Annotated in this window: 11 protein-coding genes and 3 tRNA genes; 11 read left to right on the top strand and 3 right to left on the bottom strand. The window is 62.2% G+C overall.

Annotation, left to right across the window (positions count from 1 at the left end):
- Positions 1–11: 11 nt before the first annotated feature.
- The 5 genes from KF885_02815 to KF885_02795 all read left to right on the top strand — a co-directional run bounded on the left by KF885_02815 (position 12) and on the right by KF885_02795 (position 2,545).
- Positions 12–1,625, top strand: a complete 1,614-nt coding sequence (locus tag KF885_02815) for a tRNA uridine(34) 5-carboxymethylaminomethyl modification radical SAM/GNAT enzyme Elp3 (protein ID MBX3048081.1) — start codon at positions 12–14, stop codon at positions 1,623–1,625.
- A complete protein-coding gene (locus KF885_02810) occupies positions 1,625–2,071 on the top strand; it encodes a hypothetical protein (protein ID MBX3048080.1) in 447 nt (148 codons plus the stop codon). Before KF885_02815 ends, KF885_02810 begins: the two co-directional genes overlap by 1 nt.
- Positions 2,072–2,129: 58 nt before the next feature.
- A tRNA-Phe gene (locus KF885_02805) sits at positions 2,130–2,202 on the top strand.
- 124 nt (positions 2,203–2,326) lie between these two features.
- Positions 2,327–2,399: transfer RNA gene (locus tag KF885_02800), tRNA-Gly, on the top strand.
- A gap of 75 nt (positions 2,400–2,474) precedes the next feature.
- Positions 2,475–2,545: transfer RNA gene (locus KF885_02795), tRNA-Cys, on the top strand.
- 35 nt (positions 2,546–2,580) lie between these two features.
- Here KF885_02795 and rnhA read toward each other — a convergent pair.
- From rnhA to dnaA, 3 genes are read right to left on the bottom strand one after another with little or no spacing between them, the layout of a single operon-like run.
- The gene (rnhA, locus tag KF885_02790) at positions 2,581–3,015 is read right to left on the bottom strand and encodes a ribonuclease HI (GenBank protein ID MBX3048079.1); all 435 of its coding nucleotides are present in this window, start codon (positions 3,013–3,015) and stop codon (positions 2,581–2,583) included.
- 25 nt (positions 3,016–3,040) lie between these two features.
- A complete protein-coding gene (locus tag KF885_02785; protein ID MBX3048078.1) occupies positions 3,041–3,529 on the bottom strand; it encodes a DinB family protein in 489 nt (162 codons plus the stop codon).
- Positions 3,530–3,536: 7 nt separating this feature from the next.
- Positions 3,537–4,898 carry a chromosomal replication initiator protein DnaA gene (gene dnaA / locus KF885_02780; protein MBX3048077.1) on the bottom strand — a complete coding sequence of 454 codons (1,362 nt, stop codon included), beginning with the start codon at positions 4,896–4,898 and terminating at the stop codon, positions 3,537–3,539.
- Between the two features lie 736 nt (positions 4,899–5,634).
- Here dnaA and KF885_02775 point away from each other — a divergent pair.
- The 6 genes from KF885_02775 to KF885_02750 all read left to right on the top strand — a co-directional run bounded on the left by KF885_02775 (position 5,635) and on the right by KF885_02750 (position 12,768).
- Complete coding sequence (locus tag KF885_02775) at positions 5,635–6,714, top strand: hypothetical protein (GenBank protein ID MBX3048076.1); 1,080 nt, start codon at positions 5,635–5,637, stop codon at positions 6,712–6,714.
- A 68-nt stretch (positions 6,715–6,782) separates the two neighbouring features.
- Complete coding sequence (locus KF885_02770) at positions 6,783–9,092, top strand: FTR1 family protein (GenBank protein ID MBX3048075.1); 2,310 nt, start codon at positions 6,783–6,785, stop codon at positions 9,090–9,092.
- Positions 9,093–9,327: 235 nt separating this feature from the next.
- Entirely contained in the window at positions 9,328–9,906 is a 579-nt protein-coding gene (locus KF885_02765) for an ECF transporter S component (GenBank protein ID MBX3048074.1), read from the top strand.
- Complete coding sequence (locus KF885_02760) at positions 9,890–10,222, top strand: hypothetical protein (protein ID MBX3048073.1); 333 nt, start codon at positions 9,890–9,892, stop codon at positions 10,220–10,222. The genes KF885_02765 and KF885_02760 overlap by 17 nt, the downstream gene beginning before the upstream one ends.
- Before the next feature lie 9 nt (positions 10,223–10,231).
- On the top strand, positions 10,232–11,947 hold the full coding sequence (locus tag KF885_02755; protein ID MBX3048072.1) for an ABC transporter ATP-binding protein: 1,716 nt from the start codon (positions 10,232–10,234) through the stop codon (positions 11,945–11,947).
- A 2-nt stretch (positions 11,948–11,949) separates the two neighbouring features.
- Positions 11,950–12,768: an energy-coupling factor transporter transmembrane protein EcfT gene (locus tag KF885_02750; protein ID MBX3048071.1), complete on the top strand. Its 819-nt coding sequence runs from the start codon at positions 11,950–11,952 to the stop codon at positions 12,766–12,768.
- Positions 12,769–12,797: the final 29 nt, after the last annotated feature.

Here is a 12,797-nt window from a genome sequence, read left to right as displayed (position 1 = left end):
GAGTATAGATGATGACTCTCACCGGCAACCAAGAACCCCGCATTCGCAGCTGGGAGCAGGCCAAGCGGGCCACTCCGGAGCGCTTGGCCTTGGCGCGCGCCGCGCTGGAGGATATCCGCGCCGGCAAGCCGGTCTTCGAAGCGCTCAGCCGCCACCCGCTGGCGGGCGGCGGCTTCGTGGGCAAGCAAATGCTGGTGGCGGTCTACCGCCAGCTGGTGGACAGCGGCGAGTGGGCTGAGGACCCGGCTTTGTTGGCGCGCATCCGGCTGAAGCCGATGCGCAGCCTCTCGGGGGTCAGCGTGGTGACGGTGCTGACCAAGCCCTACCCCTGCCCGGGCAAGTGTGTCTTCTGTCCCACAGATGTGCGCATGCCCAAGAGCTACCTGCCGGACGAGCCGGGGGCGATGCGCGCCCTTCAGCACGACTTCGACCCCTTCCAGCAAGTGGCCAGCCGGCTGCAGGCGTTGGACGCGGTGGGGCACCCCACCGACAAGATTGAAATGCTGATCTTGGGCGGCACCTGGTCTTCGTACCGCCGGGATTACCAGGAAGACTTTGTGCTGCGCATGTTCGCCGCGCTGAATGGCGAGGCCAGCCTGGATATGGCCGCCGCCCAGCGCTTGAACCAGCGCGCCGCCCACCGCAGTGTGGGTTTGGCGATCGAGACGCGTCCCGACCACGTCAACCCGGAGGAGCTGGCCTGGCTGCGCTATTTGGGAGTCACCAAGGTGCAGCTCGGCGCACAGAGCTTTGAGTCGCGCATTCTAGAGCTCAACAAGCGCGGCCACACGCCGGAAGAGACCCGCCAGGCGGTGCAGCTGCTGCGGGCGGCCGGCTTCAAGATCGTGCTGCACTGGATGCCCAATTTACTGGGGGCCACATTGGAGAGCGACCGGGCCGACTTCACCAAACTGTGGGAGGGCTATTGTCCGGACGAGCTCAAGGTCTATCCCACCCAATTGCTGGAGAACGCCGAGCTGTACCTGCACTGGCAGCGCGGCGAATACCAACCCTATACCTCTGAAGAACTTGTCGAACTGCTGGCCGACCTCAAAGCCGATATCCCCGAGTACTGCCGCATCAACCGCGTGATCCGCGACATCCCTTCCAACAACGTGGTCGAAGGCAACCGCCGCACCAGCCTGCGTATGGATGTGCATGAGCGCATGCAGGCGCGCGGCCAGCGCTGCCGCTGCATCCGCTGCCGCGAGGTGCGCGGCAGCCGCGTACAGGCCGACCAACTGGAACTGCGCGACGTGGCCTACAGTGCCGGCTCGGCCCAGGAACATTTCCTCACCTTCGTGACTCCGGAGGACAAACTGGCCGGTTTCCTGCGCCTTTCGCTGCCCGGGCCGAGTTCGCCCGCCACGGGCCTGACCGACCTGGATGGGGCCGCGCTGGTGCGTGAGGTGCACGTCTACGGCCAGTCGCTGGAGATGGGCGCCGAGCAGCAGGGCGCCGCCCAGCACGCCGGCCTGGGCACCCGCCTGCTGGCCGCGGCTGAGGAGCAAGCGCGGGCGGCGGGCTTCCGCCGTATGGCGGTCATCGCCGCCGTGGGCACGCGCGACTATTACGCCGGCCGCGGCTACCGCCTGGGTGAGACCTATATGGTCAAAGACTTGTAATGGCCGCTCGCGATCTGTATACCCGCCTGGCTTACGCCGGCCGCCATCCGCTGTGGGGCCGCCTGGCTTATGGATTGCTCAAGCTACTCGGCGCCGAGATCCCGCGCAGCGTGGAGATCGGCCCCGGCTTCACCCTGGTGCACGGCGGCTTCGGCGTAGTGATTCATCCGCGCAGCCGTATCGGCCGAAATGTCAAGATCTACCCAGGCGTGACCCTGGGCCGGGCGGACATCCACCTGCCCATCGAGCGATCCAAGTTCGAAGGCATCGAACTGGGCGACGAAGTGATCCTCTCGCCGGGCAGCAAGGTGCTCTGTAAGCAAGGGATATTGCGCGTGGGCCGCGGCACGATCGTGGGGGCTAATGCGGTGCTGCTCGAGTCCACCGGCGAGGGCGAAGTGTGGGCTGGGGTCCCCGCCAAGCGTGTGGGCCGGCGCGAGGGATGAGCCTAATTTCGCCGCTTTCTTGACAGGCACTCGCCGCGCCTGTACAATTCCCCTCCTTGCCGAGGTAGCTCAGTTGGTAGAGCACGCGACTGAAAATCGTGGGGTCGCCAGTTCAAGTCTGGCTCTCGGCACCTATGTTGCTGCTGGCGCAGCAACCAAGGGAGAAACTACCGGGCTTTGCCTGGTAACGGTTCTCCAGCAGTAAGGCAGACTCCACAATTGGAAATGGCTGGGTTATAATTTCCGGCCTAACTTGCGGGCGTGGCTCAGTTGGTAGAGCGTCTCCTTGCCAAGGAGAAGGTCACGAGTTCGAGTCTCGTCGCCCGCTCTGGTACAAAAGAAACGGGAAGCTTCCCGTTTCTTTTTGTTTCGGTCAAGTTTGCTCGGTATAATCACGACGTTTGGCGACGTGGCCAAGTGGTAAGGCAAGGGTCTGCAAAACCCTGACCACGGGTTCGAATCCCGTCGTCGCCTCTAAAAGGAATAAGAAAATAGCAGCCCAACGGCTGCTATTTTTGTTTCCACATGGCCTGGCGGGCGAGCTGATCCACGCGCTGGTTGTCCCGGTTGGTCGAGTGGCCTTTGACCCAATTCCAGTGGATCTGGTGGCCTTTGATGGCGGCGGCCAGCGCTTGCCACAGTTCCACATTGGCCAGCGCGCCGCCTTTGCGTTTCCAGCCGCGCGCCTGCCAGCCCGGCAGCCATTCGGTGATGCCTTTGCGCAGATACTGTGAATCGGTATAGAACTCCACTTGGCTGCCGGCCGGCAAAGCCTGCAGGGCGCGCAGCGCGGCGGTCAGTTCCATGCGGTTGTTGGTCGTGTCCGGCTCACCGCCGCTGAGGATCTGCTCGCCCTCGGGGCTGCGCAGCAACGCCGCCCAGCCGCCCGGGCCGGGGTTGCCCAGGCAGGAGCCGTCGGTGTAGATGGTGATGGGGGATTGCATGACCGCATTGTAGCGGACTCGGCGGTTATTGGTCGGTTTCGTTGAAGTAGACCCAGCTCTGCAGGTCTGGGGGTTCAATGCCCAGCTCGGTCAGAATCGCTTTGATCTGTTCGCGATGTTCGGTGGCATGGTTGATCACCTGGGTGAGGATGATACTTTTGGGCACCTGCCGCGGTGTTCCGCGCCAGTTGACTTCCACCGCGTCCCCAGCTTGCACCCTGGGCGCCCAGTCGATCAGCCCCTCGCCGGTCTGGCGCAGCGCCTCCGCCATTTCCGCCATGCTCATTGGCGGGGCGTCCTCAGGATGTGCGTAGGGCTGGCCGGTGCTGATGCGCGAGAAATACGACCGCTCGGAAGTGGTGATGTGCTGCAGGGTCTCGTAGATGCTGCCATACGACCCGGCGATGCGCGCCTCAAGCTGTTCGGCGCTCAGCTTGGCGCAGTGTTCCAGCAGGCGCAAATTAGCCCACAAATGATGGCGGAAGAGCACGGTCAGTGCGGTTTCGGGTTGCATGCGGCTCCTAGATGCGCACGCGCTCGCCGTAGAGCTGCTCGCGCAAGTTGCTGACCTGGCGGCGCAGGCGTTCGTCGTGCTCCAGCAGTTCGTTGATCTTCTGGCAGCCGTGCATCACGGTGGTGTGGTCGCGGCCGCCCAGCAGTTCGCCAATCGCCGGCAGTGAGAGTTGGGCTTCCTCGCGCAGCAGGTACATGGCCACCTGGCGGGCCAAGGCCACTTCGGCCGAGCGCTCGCGGGAGAGTAAGCGCTCCATGGAAATGCTGAAGGCGCGGCTGACGGCTTCGACCAGCTGCTCCGGCTCCATCGGCTGTGGGTCGGGCAGCAGGTCAGCCAAGGCGCTGTCCACCAGGTTGGGGGTTAGCGGCATGTTGCGCAGGTAGGCGTAGGCGATGATGCGATTGAGGGCGCCTTCCAGCTCGCGGATGTTGGACTGCATGCGCGCGGCGATCGTCTCCAGCACGGCCGGGTCCACCTGCTTGCCCAGGCGCTCGGCGTTGCTGCGCAGGATCGCCAGGCGGGTCTCGTAGTCCGGCGACTGGATGTCGGCGGTCAGGCCCCACTCGAAGCGGGAGCGCAAGCGCTCCTCCAGCGTGACCAGGCCCTTAGGCGAACGGTCGGAGGTCAGCACGATCTGCTTGTTCTGCCCGTGCAGGGTGTTGAAGGTGTGGAAGAATTCTTCCTGGGTAGATTCCTTGCCAGCGATGAATTGGATGTCGTCGATCAGCAGCACGTCGGTGCGGCGGTATTTGTCGCGGAAAGCCTGGGTGCTGTGGCTGCGGATGGCATGGATCAGATCGTTGGTGAACTCTTCGGAGGAGACATACAGCACTTGCAAGCCGCTTTGCACGGCGGCATTGCCGATGGCGCGCAGCAGGTGCGTCTTGCCCAGGCCGACCCGGCCGTAGAGGAAGAGCGGGTTGTAGGACTTGGCCGGGTTGTCGGCCACGGCCAGGGCGGCCGCATGGGCCAGGCGGTTGCTGCCGCCCACCACGAAAGTCTCGAAGGTATAGCGCGGATTGACAGTGAAGTTGCCCGAGCCGTAAGCGCTGCTGAGTTCGATCTGCTTTTCCGGCTCAGGTTCACTGGCCGGGGCTTCGCTGAGCGTCTCGGGCGGATTGGAGGCCTGCCAGACCACAAAGCGCACTTCCACACTGCGGTTCATCATGCCGGTCAGCAGGCGGGTCACCACGCTCTTCAACCGGCTTTCCAGCCAGTCACGCGCATAGGCGTTGTTCACGCCAATCACAAAGGAGCCATCCTCATACGCCACCAACTCGGCGTCGCGCACCCAGGTGTCAAACGTGCCTTTGGGCATGTCCACTTGCAGCTGGCCTAGGGCGGCTTGCCATGCTTGGCTGGCGTTCATATGGGATGCAACCTCCTTTGCTAAGATGTCTTTGCAGTGAGTAGCTAGGGAGAATGAACCCATCGTCGTCATGCGGTGACGATCGCAATTCGCCAGCTATTCCATTGCTTTGTATTGGTGTCCAGCAGCCACACATCTTGATGTGCAGGGGCGTGATTCTAAATCAATAAACCCCGCTGACCATGCGCAACGCCCTACGCTTGCCTAAAAAAACCCCATTCTTTAAGAATTTGAAATGTTAAAGAATCAGCTGGATAGAGCCGCACATTTTCGGCCGGCCCAAAACCTTTTAGCTCATTTGTTTGAGCCTAGGGATGGGGGTTGCCACGGACAAAAGCCCTACACAGCGTATCTTTATGCTTGGGAGCGGCGCCCAAAGCAAGCTGCAAGAGCAAACTTAAAAGGCCTTGGGATGCGAGCCGCGCCTTGTACGAGAAACTAACTTCGCAGTTTGTGAATCTCGTTTTTTGCGCCCAGATCCATCTCCAAACCTGTCAAAACCTCCAGAGAAATTTTCAATAATGGTGTGCTTGGTGCGCACCTGCAGGATACACAGTCTTCTCCCAGGGGTCTAGCCTTCTGATTCTGAGCTTCATATAGTTAGTTCACATATTGGGATGCCAATCCTGTTTTCTGGAGGTGCTTACGCATACGTACTAACCTGACCCATTTCGCCGAAAGAATTCGGTAATTTCTAACCCTATTCCCTCAAACACATTTTGAAAGAGAGAAGAGAATGACCGCACGAAAAGGTATTCTGTTGTTAATGCTGTTTGCTATGGCTCTGGCGGCCTGTGCGCCTGGCGCGGCGGCGCCAGCAGCCGCGGGAGAAACCTCGGCTGTGAACCTAGCCCCCATCAAGGACTATCTGTTGGGCAAGACGGATGAGCTGGAGGCCGCCAGCGGCGACCTGCAGGCCGCCGCACAGGCCTACTATGACCTGGCCGAAACGGCCGGTTTTGATTACGCCGCCATGTGGGACGCCGATGCAGCCGCCGTCAGCGCCGCGTTGCAGTCCGCCAAGGACGCCTGGATCGTGGCCGCGCCTGCTTATGAGCAGATGGAAGGCATTGTGGCCGGTGTGCCGACCCTGGCTGACTATGACGTGATCCTCGACGCGGGTGCCGCCGGTGACGAGGACCCCGAGGGTGCCGTGCCCTTCGACTTGGAATTGCCGGATGGGCGCGTCTTCCCACAGCCGGGCAACCTGTTCGGCGTGCTGGAAAGCACCCTGTGGGGCACCTACGATGACTACCTGTCTGGCGTGGAAGCTGACCTGGACGGCAACGGCCAGATCGGTTTTGGCGAGACGCTGCCGGATGCCAACGTGTTGAAGGCGGCGGCTGACTTGACCTATGCCTACGCGGTCGAGCTCAAGGAAGCCTCCCAAGCCTGGACGCCCAGCGAGTCAGATGCTTTCACCGCCCTGGTGGTGATGGTGCCGACGATGAGCGAGTACTTTGAATCGTGGAAGAACTCGCGCTTTGTGGCCGGCGACGACTCCACCCAGCGCGACTTCGTGGTCATCTCCCGCCTGGCGGACATCCAGGACATTCTGACCAGCCTGGAAGTGGTCTATGCGGAAGTCAAGCCGCTGGTGGCTGGTTATGACGCTGCTCAGGCGGACGCCATCGAGCAAGGCATGACCGACCTGAAAGCCTTTGTGGCTGGCGTGTATGCTGAAGAGCAGAGCGGCAAGCAGTTCAGCGCGGAAGAGGCTGACACGCTGGGCCAGGAAGCCCAGGACCGCGCCACGGCTGTGGCCGGCCAGGTGGCCCAGGTGGCGGCTGCGCTGGATATCGAGATCGCTGAATAAGAGTATGTAGCATGCGCCTGGCAAGGCCGTTCCGAACGGCCTTGCCAGGCTTTTGATTAAGGATCTGCGTGAGACGCATTGCGTTTAACACCTTTATTCTGCTTGTTTGTGTAAGTTTGCTGGCGGTGTGCGCCAGCCCGGTCCAGGCCGCGGCCTCAACCGCTCCGCAGGACTTGGCGGAGCAGATGCGCGCCGCGCTGTTTGCCGCCCAACGCGATCTGCTGGCGGGCGGCGATGGCTTGGCCGCTTTTGCGCAGGCCCAAGCGGCCTATGGCAGTTTGCGGCCTCTGCTGGCTGGCCCTGCGGCCGACGCGGCGGTATCCGCTGACCAGGCCTTTAGCGCCATGGAAGACGCGCTGGCCGGCGCCGATGCGCCCGCTTTTGCCACCCAGCGTTCCCTGGCTTGGACGGCTGTGCTGGCGGGCAGCTACCGCATGGTCGAACAGGCCATGCGGGCGGGCGAGCATGGCCAGGCTCAAGCCTGGCTGGCTCTGCGCGAGTACCGTACGGTTAACCGCTTTGCGCGCCCCAATGCGGATGCGACCCTGGCCGTGCAGCGCCTGGCCGCATCTGAAATGGATGCCGAGACCGCCCTGCAGTTCTTGCGGGCGGATCTGTTTGATGCTTATCAGGCCCGCCTGGGCGAGGCGCTGCGTGAGTTGCAGCTGGCTGAGGCCAGCGGCTTCACCGTGCGCCGCGCTGAACTGGCCGGCCTGGCACAGGGCTACTTTGGCCTGCTGAGCGCGGCGTACCAGGAGCAGCGCGGCGCGGCCGCGTTGCAGACCGCCCAGCAGGCCTTCCAGCAGCTGACTGTGGCAGCCCTAGCCGGCCAGCCGCTGGATGCGCGCTTGGAGGCGGTGACCGCGGTCCTGGAAGGCTTCCGCGCCGCACCGCTGAGCCCGGCAGAGCAATCCCGCCGGGCGGGTCAGCTGCTGCGCTATGTCAATCTGGTTTCGGTCGAATACGGCCGCGGCGTCTCGGATGGGCGCGTGACTTTGCAGTTCGAGATCCAGGAAGCGGTCACTTTTCAGGAAGCGGCCCAGGCCGCCTTCGATGATTTGCGCGACCTGCTGGCCGAGCTGGATGCGCCAGCTACCCAGCAGGCCCAGACGCACCTCAGTGAACTGAACGCCATGCTGCGCAGCGCCAACAGCGGCGGCGCGGTGGCCAGCGCCGCCGACATGCGCACCAGCGCCGAGCAACTGTTGGCCCTATTGAACGAAGTCATCCCTGCCGAGTGGAAACAAGGCAGCACCTCCGGCGATTTTGATGTGATCGATTCGATGCTGGACCAAATGGAGAATGCTGTACGGGGCGGCGATTATGCCGCGGCCGAATCGGCCCGCATCGAGGCCTATGCCATTATGGAAAGCGGGCCGGAGGCGCGCCTGATCGCCATGGCGCCGGACCTCAAGCTGCGCGTGGAGGAGCTGTTCTGGAACGGCAACAGCCAAACCGTGGGCCTCAGCCGTCTGCTGTCTGAGCAGGCCCCCCTGCAAGAGGTGCGCTCCGTGCGCGTCGCCCTGGATGCCCAGTTGGCCGAGGTGGAAACCCTGCTCTCAGGCTCCAGCACGCCGGCTTCTATTCTGAGCAATGCGGCCGTGATCGTCTTCCGTGAGGGCTTGGAGGCGGTGCTGATCCTGGCCTCGCTGATGGGCAGCTTCAAAGCCGCTGAAGGCCGCAAATATCGCCAGCCGCTATGGCTGGGCAGCGGGCTGGCCTTGCTGGCCACTGTGCTGACCTGGACCCTGGCGCGCGAGGTGTTGCAAGCCCTGGCGCGCTATGGCGAAAAGCTGGAGGCGGTGATTTCGCTGATCGCCATCATCGTCTTGCTGTTGATCACCAATTGGTTCTTCCATAAAAGCTACTGGGACGGCTGGTTGGCGCGCTTCCATGCCCGCAAGCGCAGCTTGCTCTCCGGCGAGACGGGTTTGCTGCTGGGCTTGGTTTCGCTCGGCTTCACCAGCGTCTATCGCGAAGGTTTTGAGACCGTCCTGTTCTTGCAAGCCCTGGTGCTGGACGGCGGCACCTCCGTCGTGCTGGGCGGCGTGGCGATCGGCTTGGCTTTCACCTTGCTGGTCGGCCTGCTGACCTTTCGCTTTCAGGCCCGCCTGCCGCACAAAAAGATGCTGATCGTGACCGGCATCATGATCGGAGCGGTTTTGCTGGTCATGGTGGGCAAGACCGTGTATGTCTTCCAGCTGGTAGGCTGGATGCCGGCCACGCTGGTCTCTGGGTTGAGCTTCCCCACCTGGTTCAGCATGTGGTTTGGGGTCTATCCCTCCTGGGAGGGGCTGCTGCTGCAGTTTTCTGCGGCGGCTTTCGTGATCGGCAGTTATTACCTGGCGGAAGGTCTGAGAAAACGCCAGCGCGCTTAAATTTGCCGCAAACTCAACTCCTGACGGCGGCCCGCCGTCAGGAGTTGTAGTTACTTCTAAAAGCTCTAAAAACTTCAAATCAGGTGAGAACTGCGCACAACGTGGGGGCTGGACGGCGTCGTCGGCGCTTCGTATAGTGATTGGCTGAATTCGCCATCTGGCGGTAAAACGAGTCAAGTTACATATTCACTTGCCGGGTTAGATGGTAAAACTGCTTGAGCGACGAGGAGTTCTTATGCGGATAAAATGGAATACCCGTGATTTGATGGTCACTTTGGTGATCGGTCTGGCTTTGGGCGTGCTGCTCATCCCGGTGACCTATGCGTATGTGGCCTTTTTGGGCGTGGGTGGCTTGTTCACCCGCTCTCTGATTGGCGGCATTTATTTTCTGCCGGCGGTGTTCGCCGCTTACGTGGTGCGCAAGCCAGGCGCCAGCTTCCTGGCCAGCGCCATCGGCGGTCTGACCAGCATGCCTTTCACGCCCTATGGCTTTATTGTGCTGGCGGTCAGCATCTTGATCGGCCTGGTGGGCGAACTGTTCATCTGGCTCAACACGCGCTACAAGGACTTCGCCCTGCCGCGTCTGCTCACTGCCGGGGCGGCCACCGGCCTGGCGGTTTTCTTGCTGATCCTGGGTTCGGTGTTGCGCTCTGCGGAGTTCGAATGGAACGCGCTGGTGTTGGTGGCCCTGGTGCTCTCGGGCGTCACGTTCGCGGTGTGCGGCCTGCTGGCCAAGGCTCTGGCGGACGCAGTCGCCCGCACTGGTGTGCTGGGCAACACAGCTTTAGGAAAGGCCAATGTTGAAGAGATCTGAGTTGGCGGCGCCCAGCCCGGTTGTGCAGAAACGCAGTGATCGTCTCACGGGCGGTTACCTGGTCTTTGTGGCCGTTCGCTGCACTTTGCAATATGTGGTCCTGCCTTTTTTGTTGCCCTTCCTCGGCTTCGGCGGCGCCTTTTCTACGGGGATCGCCGCCGCCATTGATATCCTGGCGCTGGGGATGATCATCTACAACATCTTCAATTTATGGAACACGTCGTGGCGCTGGCGCTATCTGGCGCTGAGCGTGATCATGATCTCAATTTTGGTGGTTTTCCTTTACCAGGATTTCAAATACTTCTTTCCTGGTTAGCGGGCTGGAATGATTGATGTTTCGGCCCTGACAATCAAATACACAGGGCGCAAACGACCGATTTTGCGCGACCTGTCTCTGCAGGTACCCCAGGGCCAAACCCTGCTGATCCTGGGAGCCTCCGGCTCCGGGAAGAGCAGCCTGGCCCTGACCTTCAATGGGCTGATCCCACACTCCATCGGCGAGGTGTTGGCCGGGCAGGTGCATGTGGCCGGCGCCGACACGCAGCAAACCTCCGTGGCCCAGCTGGCCCAACGGGTTGGCATCCTCTTTCAAGATCCGGATGCGCAATTCGCCACCCTGACCGTTGAGGACGAGATCGTCTTCGGGCTGGAAAACCTGTGCCTGGACCCGGCCCAAATGGAGGCGCGTCTGGAAACTGCCCTGAGCCAGGTGGGCATGCTGCACACTCGCCACCGGCCGGTCTACGCCCTGTCCGGCGGCGAGAAGCAGCGCATCGCCCTGGCGGCGCTGCTGGCCATGCAGCCGGAAGTGCTGGTCTTCGACGAACCCACCGCCAACTTGGACTCGGTGGGCACGCAGCAGGTCTTCGCTCTCCTGGCCCAGCTCAAGGCGCGCGGCCAGCACACCTTGATCCTGATCGAGCACAAGCTGGACGAGCTGATGCACCTGGTGGACCGGGTGCTGGTGCTGGACTCCGAGGGCCAGATCTTTGCCGACGGCGCGCCGCGCGAAATTTTCGACCGCTACGCTGCAGAGCTGCAAGAGATGGGCGTCTGGACGCCGCAGGTGTGCATGCTGGCTCATGAGCTGCGCCTGGCCGGCCATGTGCTGCCGTCCTTCCCGGTCACGATCGGCGAAGCGGTCAAAGTGCTGGCTCCGCTGCTGGCTGCCCACCCGGCCCTGTCCGCGTCATCTGCACCGCCCGCTGGCGCCAGCCCGCGCAGCAGCGTCTATTCCATTCGCGACCTGTCTTTTCACTACGGCGATATTCCCGCCCTGCACAATGTTTCGATGGAGATCAGCCAGGGCGACTTTCTGGCCATCGTCGGCCCTAACGGGGCGGGCAAAAGCACCTTGGCCCGCCACCTGATCGGCCTGCTGGACCCGCCGGTGGGCAAGGTCTTCCTCAATGGGCGGGACATTCATGCTCTGGATGCCCGCCGCCTGGCTGAGCAGGTTGCCTATGTTTTTCAAAACCCGGAGCACCAATTCGTCACCGAGCGCGTGGAAGACGAAGTGGCCTACGGCCTGCGCGTCGCCGGGCTGGATGAGACGCTGGTTGCCGAACAGAGCCGCCAACTGCTGGATACCTTTGGCCTGGCGCGCTATGCGCGCGCCAACCCCTTCACGCTCAGTCACGGCGAAAAACGCCGGCTGAGCGTGGCCGCCATGCTGGCTGTGGGCCAGCAAACGCTGATCCTGGATGAGCCCACCTTCGGGCAGGACGAGCGCAACGCCGCGGCCCTGATGGCCTTGCTGCGCGCCCTGAACGCTCAGGGCAAGACCATCATTATGATCACGCACGACATGCGCCTGGTGGCGGAAGCCGCGGACAAGGTTGCCGTAATTTTGGAGGGCCGGCTGGAATTCTTTGGGCAGCCTGCTGCGCTGTTTGCCCAGGAAGACCTGCTGGCCCGGGCGCACCTCAATTTGCCGCCACTGGCGCGCCTAGCGGCGCTGATGGCCACCCAGTATCCCCATATGCAAGGCTGGTCCACCTTGCAGGACTACCAGACCCTCACGCAGATGGTCAGGGTTTAGCCATGCGCATGGTCTACCTGCAGGGCGAATCATTCCTGCACAAGCTCAACCCGCTCAGCAAGTTCTTGGTGAATATGGCGTTGTTCACTTTTATGCTCTTCACCAGTGATCCGTGGACGCCGCTGGTCTTCATCGTGCTGACCGTGTTTGTCTTGCTGATATTGGGCAAAATCTCCTTCGTGCGCCTGGCCAAAATTCTGGCCCCACTGGCCTTGATCGCGGTGCTGTTTTTGCTGATGTACCCGCTGGCTGTGCGCCAAAGCCTGGTGGATCACACCCCGCTGCTGTGGCAATGGGGGCCGTTGCGGGTGTATCAAGGCGGCATTAGCTACGCCATCTCCACTGCCCTGCGCATTTTGGCCCTGCTCACTCTGTCTTTGCCCTTTTCGCTGACGACCGACTCGGCAGACTTTATACGCGCCCTGGTGCAGCAGTGGCGTTTGCCTTACCGGGTCGGGTACAGCGTGCTGGCCGCCTTTGGCTTCATCCCGTTGCTGCAAAGCGAGGTTTCCGTGATCAGTGCCGCCCACCGTGTGCGCGGCGTGCACGCCGCGGCCGGCTGGCGCGGCGCCTACGAACGCTTGCGCCGCTACGCCGTGCCGCTGTTGACCGGCGCCATTCGCCAAGCGGAGCGCACGGCCCTGACCATGGACGGGCGCGCCTTTGGCGCCCTGGCGGAGCGCACGTATTTTCGACGCATGCGCTTTCTGCCGACGGACTGGCTCTTTATCATTGGCTCATTGGCCGCCTCGATCCTGCTGGTGCTGGTCCTGCAATATTTTGGCTTGCTGGGGGATCTGAGCCTGCTGAAAATCCTCTAATAGGTTGAAAACTACGTTCAACTACTAAA

Source organism: Anaerolineales bacterium, from assembly GCA_019637805.1.
In the GTDB taxonomy this organism is placed as follows: domain Bacteria; phylum Chloroflexota; class Anaerolineae; order Anaerolineales; family UBA11579; genus JAMCZK01.
Note: the sequence above shows the minus strand (reverse complement) of the source record. Positions and strands in the feature narration are given on the sequence as shown.